The sequence below is a fragment of the Larkinella sp. genome, from assembly GCF_965227735.1.
GTDB lineage: Bacteria > Bacteroidota > Bacteroidia > Cytophagales > Spirosomataceae > Larkinella.
Map to the genome: position 1 here is coordinate 7,020,425 of NZ_OZ245776.1, position 20,977 is coordinate 7,041,401.

Annotated in this window: 20 protein-coding genes; 17 read left to right on the plus strand and 3 right to left on the minus strand. The window is 51.0% G+C overall.

All coding sequences use genetic code 11. From position 1 onward, the window contains the following. The first annotated feature begins 169 nt into the window (after positions 1–169). From ACO064_RS27640 to ACO064_RS27690, 11 genes are all read left to right on the plus strand, one after another. Entirely contained in the window at positions 170–808 is a 639-nt protein-coding gene (locus ACO064_RS27640; RefSeq protein ID WP_421830426.1) for a hypothetical protein, read from the plus strand. Positions 809–894: 86 nt separating this feature from the next. Further along, positions 895–1,671 carry an SDR family oxidoreductase gene (locus ACO064_RS27645; RefSeq protein WP_421830427.1) on the plus strand — a complete coding sequence of 259 codons (777 nt, stop codon included), beginning with the start codon at positions 895–897 and terminating at the stop codon, positions 1,669–1,671. 147 nt (positions 1,672–1,818) lie between these two features. Beyond that, positions 1,819–2,163 carry a hypothetical protein gene (locus tag ACO064_RS27650; RefSeq protein WP_421830428.1) on the plus strand — a complete coding sequence of 115 codons (345 nt, stop codon included), beginning with the start codon at positions 1,819–1,821 and terminating at the stop codon, positions 2,161–2,163. 10 nt (positions 2,164–2,173) lie between these two features. After that, positions 2,174–3,082, plus strand: a complete 909-nt coding sequence (locus ACO064_RS27655) for a helix-turn-helix domain-containing protein (protein ID WP_421830429.1) — start codon at positions 2,174–2,176, stop codon at positions 3,080–3,082. 63 nt (positions 3,083–3,145) lie between these two features. After that, complete coding sequence (locus tag ACO064_RS27660; RefSeq protein WP_421830430.1) at positions 3,146–4,225, plus strand: glycoside hydrolase family 43 protein; 1,080 nt, start codon at positions 3,146–3,148, stop codon at positions 4,223–4,225. A gap of 214 nt (positions 4,226–4,439) precedes the next feature. Continuing rightward, positions 4,440–5,177 carry a BlaB/IND/MUS family subclass B1 metallo-beta-lactamase gene (bla, locus tag ACO064_RS27665; RefSeq protein ID WP_421831073.1) on the plus strand — a complete coding sequence of 246 codons (738 nt, stop codon included), beginning with the start codon at positions 4,440–4,442 and terminating at the stop codon, positions 5,175–5,177. A 62-nt stretch (positions 5,178–5,239) separates the two neighbouring features. Beyond that, positions 5,240–6,004, plus strand: a complete 765-nt coding sequence (gene map / locus ACO064_RS27670; protein WP_421830431.1) for a type I methionyl aminopeptidase — start codon at positions 5,240–5,242, stop codon at positions 6,002–6,004. A gap of 255 nt (positions 6,005–6,259) precedes the next feature. After that, complete coding sequence (locus ACO064_RS27675) at positions 6,260–7,255, plus strand: SDR family NAD(P)-dependent oxidoreductase (RefSeq protein WP_421830432.1); 996 nt, start codon at positions 6,260–6,262, stop codon at positions 7,253–7,255. Between the two features lie 20 nt (positions 7,256–7,275). After that, positions 7,276–8,004, plus strand: a complete 729-nt coding sequence (locus tag ACO064_RS27680; protein ID WP_421830433.1) for an SDR family NAD(P)-dependent oxidoreductase — start codon at positions 7,276–7,278, stop codon at positions 8,002–8,004. A gap of 305 nt (positions 8,005–8,309) precedes the next feature. Then, positions 8,310–9,128, plus strand: a complete 819-nt coding sequence (locus ACO064_RS27685; protein ID WP_421830434.1) for a helix-turn-helix domain-containing protein — start codon at positions 8,310–8,312, stop codon at positions 9,126–9,128. A gap of 142 nt (positions 9,129–9,270) precedes the next feature. Next, entirely contained in the window at positions 9,271–10,218 is a 948-nt protein-coding gene (locus tag ACO064_RS27690; RefSeq protein ID WP_421830435.1) for an MBL fold metallo-hydrolase, read from the plus strand. A gap of 268 nt (positions 10,219–10,486) precedes the next feature. Here ACO064_RS27690 and ACO064_RS27695 read toward each other — a convergent pair whose 3' ends face one another. Both ACO064_RS27695 and ACO064_RS27700 read right to left on the minus strand, forming a co-directional pair. Continuing rightward, positions 10,487–11,251 (minus strand): SDR family NAD(P)-dependent oxidoreductase, encoded by a 765-nt coding sequence (locus ACO064_RS27695; protein ID WP_421830436.1) that lies wholly within the window; start codon positions 11,249–11,251, stop codon positions 10,487–10,489. A gap of 101 nt (positions 11,252–11,352) precedes the next feature. Then, positions 11,353–12,258 carry a helix-turn-helix domain-containing protein gene (locus ACO064_RS27700; RefSeq protein WP_421830437.1) on the minus strand — a complete coding sequence of 302 codons (906 nt, stop codon included), beginning with the start codon at positions 12,256–12,258 and terminating at the stop codon, positions 11,353–11,355. A 186-nt stretch (positions 12,259–12,444) separates the two neighbouring features. Between ACO064_RS27700 and ACO064_RS27705 the strand changes: the two genes are divergently transcribed. From ACO064_RS27705 to ACO064_RS27715, 3 genes are all read left to right on the plus strand, one after another. Beyond that, positions 12,445–14,175, plus strand: a complete 1,731-nt coding sequence (locus ACO064_RS27705) for a serine hydrolase (RefSeq protein WP_421830438.1) — start codon at positions 12,445–12,447, stop codon at positions 14,173–14,175. A gap of 29 nt (positions 14,176–14,204) precedes the next feature. Beyond that, positions 14,205–15,155, plus strand: a complete 951-nt coding sequence (gene corA, locus ACO064_RS27710; RefSeq protein ID WP_421830439.1) for a magnesium/cobalt transporter CorA — start codon at positions 14,205–14,207, stop codon at positions 15,153–15,155. 86 nt (positions 15,156–15,241) lie between these two features. Beyond that, positions 15,242–16,087, plus strand: a complete 846-nt coding sequence (locus ACO064_RS27715) for a mechanosensitive ion channel family protein (protein ID WP_421830440.1) — start codon at positions 15,242–15,244, stop codon at positions 16,085–16,087. 19 nt (positions 16,088–16,106) lie between these two features. On the opposite strand, the gene ACO064_RS27720 is transcribed toward ACO064_RS27715, so the two are convergent. After that, complete coding sequence (locus ACO064_RS27720) at positions 16,107–16,961, minus strand: endonuclease/exonuclease/phosphatase family protein (RefSeq protein WP_421830441.1); 855 nt, start codon at positions 16,959–16,961, stop codon at positions 16,107–16,109. A gap of 193 nt (positions 16,962–17,154) precedes the next feature. Here ACO064_RS27720 and ACO064_RS27725 point away from each other — a divergent pair, with 193 nt between their 5' ends. From ACO064_RS27725 to ACO064_RS27735, 3 genes are read left to right on the plus strand one after another with little or no spacing between them, the layout of a single operon-like run. Beyond that, positions 17,155–17,682, plus strand: a complete 528-nt coding sequence (locus ACO064_RS27725) for a (2Fe-2S)-binding protein (protein WP_421830442.1) — start codon at positions 17,155–17,157, stop codon at positions 17,680–17,682. 4 nt (positions 17,683–17,686) lie between these two features. Then, positions 17,687–18,697, plus strand: coding sequence for an FAD binding domain-containing protein (locus ACO064_RS27730; protein WP_421830443.1), 1,011 nt, complete (start codon positions 17,687–17,689; stop codon positions 18,695–18,697). Beyond that, positions 18,694–20,925 carry a xanthine dehydrogenase family protein molybdopterin-binding subunit gene (locus tag ACO064_RS27735; RefSeq protein WP_421830444.1) on the plus strand — a complete coding sequence of 744 codons (2,232 nt, stop codon included), beginning with the start codon at positions 18,694–18,696 and terminating at the stop codon, positions 20,923–20,925. The genes ACO064_RS27730 and ACO064_RS27735 overlap by 4 nt, the downstream gene beginning before the upstream one ends. Positions 20,926–20,977 lie beyond the last annotated feature (52 nt).

Here is a 20,977-nt window from a genome sequence, read left to right on the forward strand (position 1 = left end):
GATAAACTGATCTGAATATTGACTTATTATCGATAGCGGCATCCATCCCAGATTGAGATCGATGCTCAGAAAAAAGCTCTACAGGTTCCATTAGAAAATCTGGTACAAATCAATACGTTAGCCGAAAAATAAGCATCACAAACACCGAATTCAACAAGGAAGCAAACCCATGAAAAAACACTCCGTCTTACTCTGCATCGTTATTTCGGTGCTATTAATCATCACAGCAACCTTGCTATATCCGGGAGGTTCCTTGTTTGATAAAAATTCGGTGGGATTTGACTGGACTAAAAACTTCATCAGCAATCTGTTTCCGGCAAAAGCAATCAACGGTTCAGACAATCCGTCCCGAATCTGGGCCATTCTGGGCCTGGCATTCCACTCAATTGGGTCTGGGATTTTCTTTATCCATATGTCAAAAAAAATGACGGATCGCCATTCGGCTAAGGTTTTAAACGCCGTAGGGATTGCCACCATCGCGTTGGATGTCCTGATCGTCACGCCCTTGCACGACGTGATGGTTATGGTATCGAGTACGTTGTCGTTGCTGGGTCTTTTTTATTGCACGGTGTTTATTCTAAGGTCAAAACGTCACGTCTTAAAATTCGCCTGTGTTATCTGCCTGTTGATTTTTTACTATACCCTCTACTTATACGGTTTTGGAAACTGGGCATTACTGGCCATCATGCAGAAGGTATCGTTCATCAGTTCAACGCTGCTGGTTTTGGGAATGGAGTATTTTACCAACAAGGAAGACTTCATTCAACGTAAACCGGATGGACAAACCATTCCGACGACAAACCGGTAACGCCCTTTCAGCTACAACATTGCGACTTTTGGCTACAGCGGTTTTCTGATCCCTGCTGAACTTTGCAGCAACAAACGATCAGAACGATGAACTTACAGAACAACACCATTTTAGTGACTGGCGGAACCAGCGGTTTCGGCATCGAATTTGCCTCCAGATTGCTCGCGCTGGGCAACACCGTTATCATCACCGGCCGGAATGCGGAAAAATTGCAGGAAACGAAACGCCAACTCCCGGCTGTTCACACCATCCAGAGTGATGTGAGCAATGCCGACGACATCATCACGCTATACAATCAGGTAACCCGGCAATTTCCCGACCTGAATATCATCATCAACAATGCCGGTGAAATGCGGAAAATCAGTCTGCACCAGCCACACGAACTGACCGACATCACCCGCGAAATTGAAATCAACCTGATGGGGCCCATCCGAATGGTGCAGCAGTTTCTGCCCCACCTGAAAAAACAGAAAAACGCGGCCATTGTGAATGTCACCTCGGGCATTGCACTGATGCCTTTTCCAATTTCACCCATTTACAGCGGCAGCAAATCGGGACTGCGGGCCTATACCCAGGCTTTAAGGGTACAACTCAAAAACACGGACATTCAGGTGATCGAATTGGTAGCGCCGGGAAGTTCGACACCCTTGAATGATAAATTCAGAAACGAAGACGGATTTAGTGCCAGCGCCCTGATGGCTCCTGAAAAAATTGTGGATGCCGCCATCAAAGGCATGGAAAATGATAAGGATGAAATCTATCCGGGACTGGCGAAAGTCATGCGGGTGATGAGCCGGATTGCGCCCCGGTTTTTGATCGCACAAGCCGGAAAAATGGGCGCTTCGACGATGTACGGGAAATGATTTTTTTCTAATGTAGGACTTTTTGCTTTTGCCCCGTTCCCCTAAAGGGGACTTGGACGCGGCACCATCCGGATGCGTAAAGCCCCCTTTAGGGGAACGGGACTTTCAGCGAAAGTCCTCTATTTGTAACTTAATTAAATTAATAAAATGAAAATCATCAGCATTATTCTTCTTCTGGTATCCGCTTTTCTGGGTATCAAACACGGGTGGGATGCCTTCCAGCCCGGCAATGCCGAACAGGCAAAAATGATGGCAACCCTGGGCATTTCCCAGGCCGTTTTACCCTATTTCGGGGTGGCTTCCATTGCAGCGGGTTTGCTGTTGCTGTTTCCGCAAACGTTTTTCGTGGCTAACCTAATCAATGCCGTTTCCATTGTGCTGATCATGGCATTGGCGTTGCGGGCGGGGGATTACAGAATGGCCTTGCTGGAAATTCCGTTTCTGGCCATTCCCTTGCTGTTAATTTGGCTGAAATATCCTTTTAAATTTTAGCGTCTGTACCATGGTGAATACAACACCGTACCGAATAAAAACCATATCGGAAGGGCATCGGTTAACGGGGCTTGAAAAACCGCATCATCCGCTGATCAGTGTGGTGGATGTATCTCAATTTAAAAATCATTCCGATATTCAGGCGGTTATTTTTGACTTCTACGTCGTATCGCTGAAGCGGGGCTGCGACAACCTGTTGTACGGGCAGCAGAAATACGATTTTGACGAAGGCCTGATGGCTTTTATGGCCCCCGGACAGATTTTGCGGGGGGAAGAAAACGGTCGTCCACCCAACCTCCAGGGCTGGATGCTGTTTATCCATCCCGATTTTTTGTGGAATACATCCCTGGCTAAAAAAATAAAGAAGTACGACTATTTTGGGTACGCCACCAACGAAGCCTTGTTCCTTTCCGATCGGGAAGAAACGCTGATGAACGGAATCATTGACAACATTAAACAGGAGTATAACGCACCGATCGATAAATTTAGCCAGGATGTCATCATTGCCCAGTTGGAGCTGCTGTTCACGTATGCCGAGCGGTTTTATGAACGCCAGTTCATCACCCGGAAAATGACCAACAGCCGGATTTTAACCCGATTGGAAGACGTATTGGATGACTATTTCAGCAATGAAGATTTACTCTCAAAAGGATTACCCACCGTGCAATCCGTGGCGGATAGTCTCAACATTTCCAGCAAGTATTTAGGCAGTCTGCTGAAACAGCTTACCGGGCTGACGACCCAGCAGCACATCCACGAAAAATTGATCGGGAAGGCCAAAGAAAAGCTCTCCACCACCGAATTGTCGGTCAGTGAAATCGCTTTTGAACTGGGGTTCGAACATTCGCAGTCGTTCAGCAAATTATTCAAGACCAAGACAAACCAAAGTCCGTTGGAATTCAGGGCTTCGTTTAACTGATTGACAAATGCGTGGCTAACTTTGACGGAAATATCCTTTATTTTTGGCTAAAAAAACGCAGTTATGACATTTATCGGATGGTTTGCCCTGTTGATTGCCCTGTCGGGAGCGTTGCCACAAGCTGAAAAAAAAGCGGCCCCCAACGGTTTCGGGATCGACCAAGCCCGCAACGTCACCAACGATCAGAAGGTCTGGATGCTGACGTATTTCCGGCAGCGGTATCCGACCCGGATTGAGATCGATGCGCAGGGAAAAACCGTGGAGGTGCCGCTGGAAAACCCGATGCTGATCAACAAACTGCACATTGCCTTGTCGACCGATGGGCGGCACTGGACGCCGTTGAACGACAACAATCCGGTCTGGGAGCAACCCATGCGCGACCCGTATGTTCGGCGCGGGCCGGACGGGCTTTGGCGCGTTTTGACCACCGGCGGGGGCGGAAAAGACCGCGAGAAAGTGGGTCCACGTTGTCAATATGCTACTTCGAAAGATCTGATTCACTGGCAGGTGGAAGCGTCGTTGCCGTTGATGAAAGACGTGCGGAATGCGTCCGGCGCATTGGCCCGTAACATCTGGGCACCCGAATGGTTTTATGATACCAAAACCGGGGAGTATGTTCTGTTCTGGTCGTCGTCCTACCAGGATGCGGGCTGGAAAGAGAGCCGGCTCTGGTATTGCCGGACGCGGGACTGGAAAACCTTCACCCCGGCCAAAATCCTGTTTGAACCGCCCTACTCCGTGATTGACGGCACCTTGCTGGAACACAAAGGCACCTATTACCTCTACCACAAAGAGGAAGAATTTGGAGCCAAAACCGGTGAGCGCAGGGCCATTCGGGTGGCCACCTCGAAGAATCTGGAAGGTCCCTATACCGTGGTGGAAGGCCCGATGAACAAAGGGCAGATCGTTCCGGTCATCACCGAAGGTCCTACCGTCATGGAAGACCCCCGCAAACCCGGCTGGTTGTTGCTCTACGATTATTGCATGACAAACCGCTTTGGGGCGTCGTCCTCGCCGGATTTGATTCACTGGACGGTGGAAGAGGACGTCAGTTTTCCGTCGGAAGCCCGGCACGGCTGTGTTTCGATGGTAACAGCCGCAGAAGCCGAGACCTTGCGGAAGGTTTACAACGGTAAAAACTAACGTTGTATTGGAACTAGGACTTTTGCCCCGTTCCCCTAATAGGTTGAATCCTAAAACGGATCTATTGGTACTTGAGGGCGCTCCGGGAATGGGACTCCTATTTTTGTTGGCAAAATTGCCTTTTGTTTGTCCGAAAAAAACCAACCCAAACTTCGTCCCGTTGCCAGATGTTGGTAATTTTACAAACCATCAGCAACTAATTCAGACAAACCGTATGCGGACCCGTATCTTGACCATCGCTTTCCTTTTTACATTAACCAATCTGTTTGGACAGGCAAAACCGGAAAAACTTAAAATAGCGCACCTGACGGGGGATTTTTATATTTACACAACCTACAACACCTACCAAAACTCTCAAGTACCGGCCAACGGAATGTACCTCGTTACGAAAGAGGGCGTTGTTCTGTTCGATACGCCCTGGGACACCACGCAATTTCAACCCTTGCTCGACAGCATACAAATAAAGCACAACCGGAAGGTGGTCATGTGTTTTGCAACGCATTGGCACAGCGACAAAACGGCTGGACTCGAATACTACCGGCAGCAGGGCATCAAAACCTATACGACGGTTCTTACCGATGAATTGAGTAAAAAGAACGGTAAAAAAAGGGCAGAATTTTTGATGACAAAAGATACGGTTTTCCAGGTCGGCCCTTATTCTTTTGAAACGTATTACCCCGGACCGGCACACACCGAAGACAACATTGTCATCTGGTTTAAAAATGAGAAAATTCTCTACGGTGGCTGCCTGATCAAAGGGGTTGATGCGGATAATTTGGGCTTTTTAGACGATGGAAGTGTGACCGAATATGCGACAACGCTGGAAAATGTTCAGAAAAAATACCAAAAACCAAAATACATCATCATTGCCCACAGCGATTGGAACAACCTGAATTCATTGAAGCACTCTTTGAAGATGGCAAAGGAACTTAAAAAGAAACAGGACCGCTAAAATCGGTTTGGTAACAGAACAAAAGCCGTTGTCAAACCCATAAACAAATCAATCAATCGACGATGTCAATAACGACAGAAGCGGAACTCATCGGAATACAGAAAGCCAGTGAAGCGGTTGCGTACACCTTGAAGGCGATGCGAAACTATGCGCAACCCGGTATGACCACCAAACAGCTAGATGACTATGGCGCAACCATCCTGGCGGATTTTGGGGCCAAATCAGCACCTTATTTAACCTACAAATTTCCCGGTTGGACCTGCATCAGCGTGAATCACGCGTTTTGCCACGGTCTGCCGTCCGACAACACCATCCTGAAAGAGGGCGATTTGGTGAATATCGATGTTTCTGCCGAACTGAACGGTTTCTGGTCGGACAACGGAGGGTCTTTTGTGCTGGGCGAAGATGTCAACCAGCACCAGAAACTGATCGACGCTTCGAAGCAGATTTTACAGAAAGCCATCCACACGATTAAAGGCGGGGTTCGTGTTGCCGACATCGGGCATCTGATCGAAACGGAAGCCAAAAAACGGGGGTACAAAGTCATCAAGAACCTGACCGGACACGGCATCGGACGAAGCCTGCACGAAGAACCCCGCGAAATAGCCAATTACCGGGACCGCTCGAATCCGACCCGCTTCAAGAAAAATTCGGTCGTTGCCATTGAAACCTTCATTTCAACCACTTCCACCTATGCCGAAACCCTGCAGGATGGTTGGACGATGGTAGGAAACAAGGGCGGTTTTATGGCCCAGCACGAGCATACCATTGTGGTTACGGACGGAAAACCGCTGGTGCTGACCGAAATGAATGACATTTGGGCGTAAAGCCCAAACTCGTCTTTTTGCCCCTAAATCCCCTAAAGGGGACTTGGACGCAGAATCCTCCTGATGCTGAAAGTCCCCTTTAGGGGATTTAGGGGCAAAAGCGAAAGTGTAAAGAATTATCAAACGTAAGTCCTACAAACGGACATCTTTACTAAACCGGCCTTTTAAACAAAGCATATTCGGCCTTTTAAACAAAGTCGCTCAAAACCGCCCTGACTAATTTTGTCCCAACAAAACAATTAACGGTTTTAAATCATGGGACAAAATAACAATCAGGGCGCGTTGCAGCAGCCAGTCGGTTCAGGATTCAACGCTACCGCCACAGCCAGCGACGTCATCAAAAGCATTGACCTGACCGGCAAAATCGCCATCGTAACCGGTGGGAACACCGGCATCGGGTTGGAAACCACCAAAACACTGGCAGCCGCCGGGGCCAAGGTCATCGTTCCGGCGCGGGACACCGAAAAAGCCAGGAGAAATCTGGCGGGCATTCCCAACGTCGAATTGGAAACGATGGATTTGATGGATACTGATTCCATCGACGCCTTCGCCGAAAAATTCCGGGCGTTGGGCCGGCCGCTTCATCTGCTCATCAACAACGCGGGCATCATGTGGGTGCCACTGCGCCGGGATAGCCGGGGGATCGAATCGCAACTGGCCACTAATTATCTGGCCCAGTTTCAATTGACAGCCCGGCTTTGGCCCGCCCTTAAAAAAGCCGATGGTGCCCGGGTAATCAACGTTTCCTCGCACGGGCATCACTTCGCCCCCTTCAATTTCGACGATCCCAATTTCCTAAACCGGGACTACGAAACGCTGCAAGCCTACGGGCAATCGAAAACCGCCGTCAATTTATTCGCCCTTGAACTCGACAACCGGGCCAGCGTCTTTCACGTTCGGGCCTATTCGTTGCACCCCGGTTCGATCGGCGGCACGGAATTGGGTCGGGAAGCACCCCTGGAGCTGTTTCAGCAAATGGGGTTTCTGGATGCCGACGGGAATATGCTGCCGGAAGTAGCGGCTTCCCTCAAAACCGTTCCCCAGGGCGCAGCCACAACGGTTTGGTGCGCCACCAGCCCCTTGCTCAATGCCATCGGTGGGGTGTATTGTGAAGATGCTGAGGTCGCCGGGCTGGCTTCCGACACGGAAATGTCAACGGGCGTAAAACGCTACGCAGTGGATGGAACCTTTGCAAAACGCCTGTGGACCTGGAGCGAAGAAATGGCCGGAATCACCTTCGAGATCAACTAATCAGATTAAAAATCGTAACAATGAAAACGTTAAAAGATAAAGTTGCCGTCATCACGGGCGGCAACAGTGGTATCGGCTATGCCACTGCAAAGACGCTCCGTGAAAAAGGGGCCAACGTCATTATCACCGGCAGACGAAAAGAAGCGGTTGAACAGGCGGCAGCAGCCTTACAGGTGATCGGTTTACTGGCCGATCAATCCAGTTTAGCCGACATCGACCAGTTGGTTGCGGATGTGGCCGAACAATGGGGTAAAATCGATATTTTGCTCATCAATGCAGGCATCACCAAGTTGGCGCCCATTGAACAGATGACTGAAACTACGTTCGACGAAATCATGAACGTAAACTTCAAGGGGGCCTATTTTACGCTGAGTAAATTTATTCCTGTTCTGAATGACAACGCATCTGTGGTGTTGTTATCGTCCACATCGGCCACCATTTCTCCGCGAAGTGCGTCGGTCTATGCGGCCAGTAAAGCAGCCCTCAATGCCGTTGCCAAAATTGCTGCGCTCGAACTGGCATCCCGGAAAATTCGGGTCAATACCGTTAGTCCGGGACCGATCGCTACCGAAATTATGCATAAAATTGGCCTGGACGATCATCTCGAAAAGCAACTGGTCAACAGTATCCCGTTGTCAAGATTAGGCAAGGCTGAGGAGGTAGCGGATTTGATTACGTATTTATCCCGTGACGAATCCGCCTATATCACCGGTTCGAATTTTTTGATCGACGGCGGACAGTCCGTATAGCCCGAAGCGTTTTAATTGAATCAATTTTTGAAGTATTCAATTTCCTTTTATTTAGGTTGATAAAAACCGATTGGTTTTTTGCCCCGTCAAGGGCACAACAGCGGAGCGTCGCCGGGCCGCCGTAGCGGTAGATAATTCGATCATTCCGTACCCCGGCATGCCGTCAGGTACGCGACCGAATTGTTCCAAGAATTGTTGCGTGCCTGACGGCACGCCGGAACAACGGGTCATCCTTATCTACCGACGCTTCGCTGTTTATTCCCTATGGGAATGAATCGCTTGTTTAATTTATCAAAGCAAAAAACATGGACTATCAGGCCAAATACATCACCGACGACATCAAACTTTCCTGGTATGAAGATCGGTTTTTCAAGTCGGACATCCTGTTCGACCACCACATGCTGATCTGGTTTATTTCGGGGGAAACCAAAATTGTGCAGGCTGATGCCACGTATTTTTTTGGGAAAGGCGACATCTTTTTGATTCCCCGAAATCAACTGGCCACGATAATCAATTATCCGAAAGACGGCCAGCCGCATAAAACCGTCGTCATGCATTTGACGACCACCAAGCTCCGGGATTTTTACGCCAACCTGCCGGTGAAGCCCCATGCTTCGGAATCGCCGAAAATCTATGGGTTCAGCAATCACCCGTTGCTGGAAAGCTGTCTGGCTTCGCTGGTTCCGTATTTCGACATGACGGATCTGCCTGAAACGATTGCGTCCCTGAAAATTACCGAAGCCATCCACATTCTCCGGGCGATCGACCCGGGAATCGACCACGTATTGGCGAACTTCGAGGAACCCGGCAAAATTGATCTGGTCGGCTACATGGAAAAGAATTTTATGTTCAATTTGCCGCTGGAAAAATTCGGCTACCTGACGGGCCGCAGCCTGACGACCTTCAAACGGGATTTTGGCAAAGCGTTCAACGCCACACCGCAGCGGTGGCTTACCCAAAAGCGGCTGGAACTGGCGCACTACCAGTTTATCGAAAAAAAGAAGAAACCGATCGATGTTTGCTATGAAGTGGGGTTCGAAAACCTGTCACACTTTTCGTATGCCTTTAAAAAGCATTTTGGCTATGCGCCGACCACCTTGCTCGGGCAAACAGCGGGTCATTAACCGGTTTTGCGTAAGGAGTCGTCACCACTAATTTTTCAGAAAAATGGTAACAGCATTGCTATTGATCCTCAGGCGGTTTTTCGCAAAAAGAAAACGGCCAGCCATTCAAAGCTATACCTCCAATCCGGCCTTAACCACCCTGATGCCGGACTGGTTAGGCACGCCTTTGGACCAGAATGGATTGTTTATCAACTACGAATATCCAACCGTACTGAGTTACAGCGCCATCCTGACGTTTATGCTGCAAAGAAATCCGCAGCGGGAAGTGAAAAAAAAGGATACCTGGCGGATAACCGTTCATAAAAAAGAGGATTGGCTTTCGGAATCATCCGATCAAATTGTGTGGCTGGGACACGCCAGTTTTTTTATTCAGCTGTCCGGTATTCGCATCCTGATTGACCCTGTTTTCGGGACGTTGCCGGTCGGGAAACGCTATTCGGAGTTGCCGGTGGAGCCGGAAAAATTCCAGAACATCGATTATGTACTGGTTTCCCACGCACACTACGACCACTGCGATAAAGACAGTATCAAAACCATCGCGCGTATGAATCCGCAGGCCCGGTTTTTGGTGGGGTTGAAGCTCGATGAACTGGTGGCCAAATGGGTTACGAACCCGATTCAAGCAGCGGGTTGGTATCAGCAGTATCAGCTCACCGACACGATGAAGATTACGTTTTTACCCTCCCGGCATTGGGCGAACAGAAGCCCTTTCGATGTCAACACCAGCCTGTGGGGTGGGTTTATGATTCAATCCGACACTAAAACCGTCTATTACGGGGGCGATTCAGGTTATGGGTCACACTTTAAATCCATTGGCGCGCTTTTCCCGACCATCGATGTGGCTTTGATCGGTGCGGGAGCGTATTCGCCAACGTGGTTTATGGGGCAGCATCATCAAGATCCCTACAAGGCCTTCGAAGCTTTTCAGGCCACGGAAGCGAAAACATTCATTCCTTTTCATTACGGAACGTTTGATTCTGCCGATGAACCGATGGGAGAACCCGAAACGGTGTTGAAAAATCTGTACGCGGAAGGCAAAATCAAAAACCAACTCAGGATTTTAGCGTTGGGAGAACCTTTTCTGGTGTAGGACTTATGTCTGATAATTCATTGTGATTTCGCTTTTTGCCCCTAAATCCCCTAAAGGGGACTTGGACACAGCTTAATCCGGATGCTAAAAGTCCGGCAGCGGCCGACCGTCCTTTAGGGGATTTAGGGGCAAAAAGCGAAAGTCCTATGTTGTAAAAATGAAATTACTTTATTAAAAAGCATGTCGGTTAATCTGTGTTTTTTTCGTCGGGGTTTCTAGCATCATGAAAGGATTTTTATTGGAACACGGATTCAGCGGATCGAACGGATTAAAGGTTCTGACCGCCCGACACCTCGATGCGCTGGGCGTTGATCCACCGGGCTTCTTCGGTACAGAGAAACGCAACAACCCCGCCAATGTCGTCCGGAAGTCCAACCCGGCCCAGGGCGGTTAAACCGGCAATGTGCTGATTGACCTGCGGGTTGTCGCGCGTTACCCCACCACCAAAATCCGTTTCAATGGCTCCCGGTGCTACGGTGTTGACGGCAATGCAGCGTGCGCCCAATTCCTTCGCCAGGTAGCGCGTCAGCACCTCGACGGCCCCTTTCATGGACGCATAGACCGAATAACCGGGCAGGCTGAACCGGGCCAGTCCCGTCGACAGGTTAACAATCCGCCCACCGTCATGGATCAGGGGCAGCGCTTTCTGGGTCAGAAAATAGACGCCTTTCAGGTGGATGTTCATCAACTGATCGAAGGCTTCTTCCGTCGTTTCGGCAAACGACCCGTAGAGTCCAATACCGGCATTGTTGATTAAAAAATCGAAGTGATCCGTCTTGAACGTGTCGTGTAAAACCGCCGAAAGGTCGGTAAAAAAAACGTCGAAGCTTTTGACGTCGCCGGTATTGAGTTGCAGGGCGGCTGCCTTTTGACCGGTTTGTTCAATTTCGGCCACCAAGGTCAGAGCTTCTTCTTTTTTGCTGTTGTACGTTAGAATGACATCGATTCCTTTTTGAGCCAGACGCAGGGCCATGTTTTTCCCCAATCCGCGGCTACCGCCCGTTACCAGGGCTATTTTACGTTGTGATTTCATCGCTTTTTTTGTTTCAATTGACTGAAACAAAAGTAGCGGGCCAAGGCCGGGTACGGTTTGCAAGCATCAATCCATCGTTTGCAAAATTCAAATCAGATGGTTCAGGACCGGAAGGCGATGGGAGCGAAGGTGGTCTGTTTTTTGAAAAAATTAGAGAAGTGAGCCACCTCTTCGAATCCCAGCGAATACGCAATCTCGGAAATGTTCCAGTCGGTCTGCTTCAACAGGATCTTGGCTTCCTGAACGATCCGGCTGCTGATGAGATCGGTGGTGGTTTTGCCGGTACTTTCTTTCAGCACTTTGTTGAGGTGATTGACGTGAACCGCCAGCCGTTCCGCATAATCCCTGGCCGTGCGCAGGCTAAGTTTCTGGTGTGGGGATTCGATCGGAAACTGCCGTTCCAGGAGTTCGATGAACAAAGACGACACCCGGGCCGAGGCCGTGTGCGACGGATAGAGGGCGGTTTCGGGCTGTAACTTTTGTCCGTAATGAATTAGTTCGAGGACGTAATTTCGCAGCAGATCGTATTTAAAGGCATAATTAGAGGCCAGTTCCTTGTCCATTTTGCGGAATATATACGCAATATCTTCCGACGCTTCGTCGGTAAGCTGGAAGATGGGATAACCGCCGGGCTGAAAGATCGGGAGATCGTCCAGCACCACCCCGCTTTTGGTCTGAACCAGAAAATCGGCGGTGAAAATGCAGAAGTGACCTGACTGGTTTTCGTCCTGCGGGACCCAGTTGTACGGTATTTTCGGCGTGGCAAAGAGCAACGCATTCTTCTCAATGTGGATCACTTTGTCCGCATATTCGGCTCGGTTCCGCCCGCTGATGTGGCTGATTTTGTAATACGCCCGCCGGTTGTAGGGCATCACTGGTTTCACTTTGAGCTGGGCCGCAACCTCGTCGATTTTGAAAACATTGAAATGGCCGATCTCTTTGCCGATTCCTTCCGGGATTAGCGAAGCGGTTTCCCTATAAAATTCTTCCAGTGTCGTGGTTTCCATGCATCGGCTCGTTTGCGAAATTCAAATGTAAGGAATATGGATTGGACTTTCGTCTGTTACTTTTTTTAAATAAAAGACGTGCCATCCGTGGAGTAACTTTGTCAAATTCAAACAGAATGGAGTAGATTTGGCAATCGCTCTGTCAGCGACCTTCCTCCTTCATTTTAGCCACTTTCCAACAAGCGCATGAACACACGATTTACCACCCGAATCCTTGCCGTCGTTCTCACGGTTTTGATGGCTCCGTACGCCTTCGCCCAGAAAAAGGCGGAGAAAATTGAGGAACTTATGCGCCAGTACGTCGAAAACCGGCAATTCAACGGAACCGTGCTGGTGGCCGAAAACGGCAAGGTGATTGTGAAGAAAGGCTACGGTCTGGCCAACATGGAGTGGAACATTCCCAACACGCCCGACACCAAATTCCGGCTGGGTTCGGTCACCAAGCAATTCACGGCTTTTCTCATCCTGCAACTGGTCGATCAGGGGAAATTGAAAGTCAGCGAGAAAATCACGACCTACCTGCCCGATTATCCCAAAGCCACCGGCGATAAAATAACCGTTCACCACCTGCTCACGCACACGTCGGGCATTCCGAACTATACCAATTTTCCCCGGTTTTTCGAAACCATGAGCCGCGACCCCTACGCGCCCGAAGCGTTTGTGAAGAAGTTCTCCGATCTGCCGCTGGATTTTGAACCTGGTTCAAATTTTTCCTACAGCAATTCCGGCTATTTTCTGCTGGGCGTTCTCATCGAAAAAGTAACCGGCAAACCGTACGCGACGGTTTTGCAGGAAGCCATTCTCACCCCGGCACAACTGAAAGACACGGGCTATGACCTGCCCGGCCCGATTCTGCCCAAACGGGCGGCCGCCTACGAAAAACGGGGGAGCGGTTATGTCAATGCGCCCTATCTGGACATGACAATCCCGTATGCCGCCGGGTCGCTGTATTCAACGGTAGAGGATCTGTACCGCTGGGATCAGCTTTTGTATACGGACAAATTGCTGTCAGCAGCTTCAAAAAAAGCCCTTTTTACGCCCGCGCTGGCGCACTATGCCTACGGTTGGGGCGTGGGTAACGCGAAGATCGGCCAGCGGAAAGACAGCGTTCTGATCGTTTCCCACGGCGGAGGCATCAACGGTTTCAATACCCAGTTCACCCGGATTCCCAACGACAAACACACGGTTATTTTGCTGAACAATACCGGCGGAACGGTTTTGGGGGCGATGCAGGCCAATATTCTGAACATTCTGTACGATCAGCCGTATGAGAAACCGAAAAAGTCCATCGCGACGGCCCTGCGGCAAACCCTCGCGACGGCATCACTGGAAAAAGCTCTCCAGCAATTTGCACAGTTAAAAACGGACAAAGCCTATTCTCTGAACGAAGACGAAATGAACGAATTGGGCTACGATTTAATGCGGGAAGGAAAAATGAAAGAAGCCCTGGCGGTTTTCAATCTCAATGTGGAGGCCTATCCCCAGTCGTCCAATGTGTATGACAGCCGGGGTGAAGCATACCTGAAAAATGGTGATAAAGAACTGGCTATCAAGGATTACAAGAAGTCGGTGGAACTGAATCCGCGCAACACCAACGGCGTGGATGTGCTGAAGACGCTGGGCGAAAAGGTAGCAGGCCCGAAGGATGCGACGGTGTCGGCCGAAATCCTCGAAAAATACGTTGGTAAATACGAGCTGGCGCCGACTTTCAGCATTACCGTCACCCGGACGGACACGCAACTGTTTGCGCAGGCCACCGGTCAGGACCGTTTTGAGCTTTTTCCGGAATCAGAAACCAAGTTTTACCTGAAGGTGGTTCCGGCGCAGGTGACGTTCGTGAAAGACGAAAAAGGGCAGGTGACACAACTGGTGCTTCACCAGAACGGACGCGACATTCCGGGCAAGCGTGTTCCTTAAATGATTGTTTAGAGATGTAACCGCATTCTATGATTCGCATATTCCAACAGGATGAAGCCGCTGTTCGGAAGGTTCGGGACATTGACTCGTTTTCCGATACCGAGCGCACCCTCTGGGTTGATTTACAGAACCCGACGCGCGAAGAAACCAAGAGCGTAGAAGATAAATTTGACGTTAATTTTCAGACGCAACAGGAGCAATCCGAGATCGAGAGCAGTTCGCGCTACATCGAGGAAGATGATTTTCTGATTGCGAACTCCAATTTCATGGTTCCCGACAAGGAACAGATGTACGTGACGGTGCCGGTCAGTTTTATGCTGAAAGACGAGACGCTGTTTACGTACCGGAACGCCGATCTGAAATCGTTCGCCGATACCGTCAAACGGATCAAATCGCGTCGGTCGATGTTCAACGACGGGGCGCAGATTCTGATCACGATTTTCGAATCCCGGATCGATTATGACGCCGATTTGATCGAGGTGGTGTCGCTGGAAATCAAATCCATTAACCGCCAACTGGATCTGGAAGCCAACCTGGATCGCGAAATGCTCTTGAAAATCAACGACTATCAGGAGTTAACGATGTCGATTCGGGAAAATGTGGTCGATAAACAGCGCGTGATCACCTCCATGATTCGCAGCGACGGCTGGTTTACGGATGAGGAGCAACAGCGGCTCCGAACGCTGATCAAAGACATCAATTCTCTGATCGACCACACGAATTTCATCTTCGAACGGCTGGAGTTCTTGCAAAATACGTACCTCGGTTTGATCGATCTGGAGCAAAACCGGATCGTCAAAATCTTCACCGTGGTGTCGCTGGTTTTTCTGCCGCCGACCTTGCTGGCGAGCATCTGGGGGATGAACTTCGCCAACATGCCCGAACTGAGCTGGCAGTTGGGCTATCCGATTGCGCTGGGTTCCATCGTCCTGTCATCGCTGGTTACCTTATTAATTTTCAGACGAAAAAACTGGCTTTAAACACGCTGGAACGAATAAATATTCATTGACCTGTTACTTTTTGGGGTTCTCTGCTTCTTAACTGTAGAAACTAAAACTACAACTGCATGGAACCCACCCAATCGTCCTTTCAAAATGTTATCGACCAGATCGTCGCGTTTGCCACCCTGTACGGTTTCAAAATTCTGTTAGCCATTGTTATTCTGATTGTTGGCCTGTGGCTGGTCAATCAAGTGGTGAAAATGCTTTCCACCGTGATGAACAAACGGCAGGTCGACCGGGATGTGCAGCCTTTTCTGCTGTCGCTGGTGGGTGCTATTTTAAAAGTGCTGGTGTTGCTGAGTGTAGCCAGTACGCTGGGCGTCGAAACAACCTCGTTTGTTGCCATCATTGGTGCCGCCGGTTTGGCGGTGGGTCTGGCGCTTCAGGGGAGTTTGGCCAATTTTGCCGGCGGGGTGCTGATTCTGACGTTCAAACCGTTCCGGGTGGGCGATCTGATTACGGCTCAGGGCTTTACGGGCAATGTGGAAGCCATTCACATTTTCAACACCATTCTGGTAACGCTCGACAACCGCACCATCATTCTGCCCAACGGGGCACTATCGACGTCGCCCGTGACCAATATTTCCGGGAAAGGAACGATTCGGGTCGACATGGTTTTTGCCGCCGGGAATTCCAACGCCGTCGATGCGGTCAAGGCGTCGATCAAACGCGTGGTGGATGCCTGCCCGACGGGACTCAAAAACCGGGAGCACGACATTCTGGTGACCAAGCTAACCGAACTGGCGTTTCATTTCGATGTCCGGGTCTGGTGCAACAGTGCCGATTATTGGGACACCTATTACTTTGTTCACGAGGGCATCGCGCGCCAGTTTGGCAAAGACGGTATCAAAGGGCCGGAGCCGAGTGTAACGGTGATTGGCGATTTTAGCTCGGTCGGCAAGCTGAAATAACGCACATCATCAATCTTTTTTAATAAACCAACCGACTCAAAACCGGCCAGTGGTCGGAAATGAAAACCTGATCTTTCAGAATGGGCAGGTAATCATGGCGTTTCACCGCCACGTCCTGGCCGACAAAAATGAAGTCGATCACCGGGCCGCGCTGGTCGGTTTTGAAGTTGTTGAAGGTGCTGGTGCCGCCGGTATGCGGGTTTTCAGACAGGCTTTCCGAGTTGGTGAGTTTGAACGTCGGATCGCTCGTCAGGGTCTTGATGGAAGGCGACGCGTCGGGCGTGTTAAAATCGCCGGTCAGGATTACCGGGAGGTCATTGCTCAATTCTTTGATCTTGCTGATGAGCAGCTTTGCGCTGTTTTGGCGGGCGGTTTCGCTGATGTGGTCGAAGTGCGTATTGATGACAAATACTTGACTTTCATTGCGTTTATCCTGAAAAACCGCATAGGTGGCGATTCTTGGCAAAGCGGCATTCCAGGATTTGCTGCCCGGCACCTCGGGTGTTTCGGAGAGCCAGAACGTGCCCTGTTTCAGCACCTCAAATTTCTGTTTGTTGTAGAAAATCGGCGAAAACTCGCCCTGGGTTTTTCCGTCGTCACGACCCACGCCAACCCAGCCATACGCTGGCAATTGATCCTGTAAATCGGCGATCTGCCCGGCGAGTGCTTCCTGTAAACCGGCAAAATCAACCTGATAATCCGTGAAGACTCGGGCGGCTATTTCCTTGCGGTTTGGCCAGGCATTCAAACCGTCCTGTGGCGTGTTGTATCGAATGTTGAATGACAAGACATTCAGTGGAAACCGGGAAACCGTCTGGGCTGACACAGCCGACAGCATACAAAATAAAAAGGTCGTTAATACGCCCAATCTCATAAGGGTGCGGATTTGGTTTGATCGCGACGAAGTACGCCGTCGATAACCGGAAAACCAACCAAACGGGATAATATTTCAGGCATGGGCAAAATGGTGCTGATGCCCGCTGGGGGCCGGAGCCTAATTATAAAATGTATTCCTCAACATTTACGCAGTTTCGTCGCTTAGTCTGGTACGTTATGAACCACGCACCATGCAAACGACCCTATCTCCCGAATCCGAAATGAGTTTGGCAACGAAGTTGCCGGACAAACACACCGTTAAGTTCACCATCAATGGCACTGTTCAACACCTGGAATTGGCACCCTGGACGACTTTACTCGATGCCCTCCGCGAATATCTGCACCTGACCGGTACGAAGAAGGGCTGCGATCACGGGCAGTGCGGAGCCTGTACGGTGCTGGTGGATGGCAAACGGATTAATTCCTGCCTGACGCTGGCCGTTATGAAGGATGGCTCCGACATTACAACCATCGAAGGATTGGCTGGTGAAAGCGGCCTGCATCTATTGCAAACCGCCTTTATCGAACACGATGCTTACCAGTGTGGTTACTGTACGCCCGGTCAGATTTGCTCGGCGGTGGGACTGATGCAGGAGGGTCGTGCGAAAACCGCCGACGAAATTCGGGAATTGATGAGTGGTAACATCTGCCGCTGTGGAGCCTATCCCCACATTGTCGACGCCATTCAGGAAGTAATGCAACTTAACCCTAACGCCTGACGCTATGAATAGTTTCTCGTATGCCCGACCCGGCGACATCGGCCTGGCGGTGGGCGAACTGGCCACCCATGAGGGAGCCAAATTTATTGCGGGAGGAACCAACCTGCTCGATTTGATGAAGGAAAACGTCGAACGACCGAACCGGTTGGTAGACATTAATCGTCTGGAATTGAATACGATAGAAGACGCCGAAAACGGCGGCCTTCGACTCGGGGCCTTGGTGACAAATGCCGATACGGCGTATCATCCGACCGTTGAAAGCCGGTATCCGCTGTTGTCGCGGGCCATTCTGGCGGGAGCCTCGGCGCAGTTGCGCAACATGGCCACCAACGGCGGCAACCTGTTCCAGCGAACCCGCTGCTATTATTTTTATGATCTGGCAACACCCTGTAACAAACGCGAACCGGGTTCGGGTTGTGGGGCTCTTAACGGGTTTAACCGAATTCATGCCATTCTGGGCACCAGCGATCAAAACGCTGAAACAGCCTGCATCGCCACCCATCCCTCGGATTTGTGCGTGGCCCTGGCGGCTCTCGATGCGGTTGTTCGGGTGACCGGCCCAAAGGGCGAGCGGACGATACCGTTTGCGGATTTTCACCGCTTGCCGGGCGATGAACCCTGGCGCGATAACACCGTTCAGCCGGGTGAGTTGGTAACGGCCATCGATCTGCCCGCCAAAGGTTTTTCGGACTATAATGCATATATAAAAATTCGTGACCGGACTTCCTACGCCTTCGCACTGGTGTCGGTGGCTGTGGGTCTGGAGATTGAAAATAACCACATCACCGACGCCCGGATTGCGCTGGGCGGGGTGGCGCACAAGCCCTGGCGCAAGCCCGAGGCAGAAGCCATGCTGGTGGGCAAAAGTCTTTTGGAAGCAGATTTTCAATCGGTGGCCGAAGCCCTTCTGGCCGGTGCCAAAGGGTATGGGCACAATACGTTTAAAATTGAACTGGCCAAACGCGCCATTGTCCGGGCGTTGAAGCAGGCCGCTAAACTTGAACCCGCATCATGACACCCTACATTGGAAAACCCATGAACCGCGTCGATGGCGTGGCGAAAGTGACGGGTAAAGCAAAATATGCCGCCGAATACAAGGCTGCGGATTTAACACACGGCTGGGTGATTTCCAGTTCGATTGCCAAAGGGAAAATAACCCGCATCGACGCCGAAGCGGCACTTCAACTGCCGGGCGTCATTCAGGTGTTTTCGCACGAAAACCGCCCCGGTCTGGCCTGGTTCGACATGAGCTACAAGGACCAGGATGCGCCACCGGGTTCACCGTTCCGGCCGTTGCGCGATGCGACGGTGAAATACAGCGGCCAGCCGGTGGCTTTGGTTGTGGCCGAAACGCTGGAACTGGCCCGGTATGCGGCTTCGCTGATCCGGATTGCGTATGAAGAAGAAGAACACGAAACAGCGCTGGAGCACAATCTGCACCGGGCGCGGGAGCCGAAATCGGGCGTCGCCAGCTTATTGAAACCGCCACCACCCAAACCGCGCGGTGATTTCGAAAAAGCTTTCCAGGCGGCAGCGGTACAGGTTTCGGCAGAGTATATCCATTCCGCCGAGCACCATAACCCGATGGAAATGTTTGCCACAACGGTGGTGTATGAAAAAAACGACAAGCTGACAATTTACGACAAAACGCAGGGCGCACCCAACAGCCAGTTGTACGTTTCGCAGGTATTTGGCATTCCCTTCAAGGACGTCCGGGTTATTTCGCCCTTCGTCGGGGGCGGTTTTGGTGCGGGTCTTCGTCCGCAATACCAGTTATTTCTGGCGGTTTTGGCCGCCCGTGAACTCAAACGATCGGTTCGGGTTGTGCTCACACGCCAGCAGATGTTTACGTTTGGACACCGGCCAGCCACGGTTCAGAACGTTTCGCTCGGCGCTTCGGCGGATGGAAAACTGGAGGCCATTCGGCACGACGCCGTCGGGGAAACTTCTCAATTTGAAGATTATACCGAAATTGTCGTGAACTGGGCCGGTATGTTGTATCCGGCTCAAAATGTGACGCTTACCTACAATCTGGTGCCTCTGGACGTCTACACCCCGATCGACATGCGCGCACCGGGTGGCGTAACCGGCCTGTCGGCCCTGGAATGTGCCATCGATGAACTGGCTTATAAAGTGGGTCTGGATCCCGTTGAATTTCGCCTGAACAACTACACGGAACGGGATATGAACGCTGACCTGCCCTATTCGAGCAAGGAATTGCGGGAATGTTTCCGGCAGGGTGCCGAGCAGTTTGGCTGGGCAAACCGAACTCCCGAACCCCGTTCGATGCGGAACGGCCAAACGCTGGTTGGCTGGGGCATGGCCACCGGAATTTGGGAGTCGATGCAGATGCCCGCACGGGCTGAGGCTGTGCTGACAGTCAACGGAAAACTCCGGGTCAGCAGTGCTACCGCCGACATCGGAACCGGTACGTATACGATCATGACCCAGATTGCCGCCGATACCCTTGGCATGCCCATCGAAGACGTTATTTTTCGTTTGGGCGATACGGACATGCCGCTGGCACCCATTCAGGGCGGTTCCTGGACAGCGGCCACGGTGGGTTCGGCGGTGAAAACTGCCTGCGAGGATTTGGGAAAGAAGCTCTTCAAAATGGCGCAGAAAATGCCACATTCGCCATTTGCCGGTGTAAAAATAGAGGAGATTGTTTTCGAGAATGCCCATATCCGCCTGAAATCCGATTCGTCGGTAGCGGTTTCGTTGCTGGACATTGTGGGAACGAACGGCGGGCGGGCTGTCAGCGAAACATCGACGTCGTTGCCGAATATGCTGGAGCAACGCAAGTATGCCCGGGCGGTTCATTCGGCGGTTTTTGTGGAAGTGGAAGTCGATGAAGATTTCGGAACAGTTCGGGTGACCCGGGCGGTGACTGCCGTGGCGGGTGGACGAATCCTGAATCCCAAAACTGCCCGGAGTCAGATCATCGGCGGCATGGTTTGGGGCATCAGCAAAGGGCTGGAGGAGGAAAGCGTGATGGACCACCAGTTTGGTCGGTTTATGAACCATTCGCTGGCCGAATACCACGTGCCGGTCCATGCTGACATTCAGGGCCTTGATGTGATTTTTGTGGAAGAAACCGATACGGTCGTGAATCCGCTGGGGGTGAAAGGGCTGGGTGAAATCGGGATTGTCGGCATGCCGGCGGCCATTGCCAATGCGGTTTTTCACGCCACCGGAAAACGGATTCGGAGTTTGCCCATAACGCTGGATAAACTGTTGTAAAGTAGATTAAACCTTTGGCTCTTTCGTTTATCAAAGGAGCAGTTCTACTTTT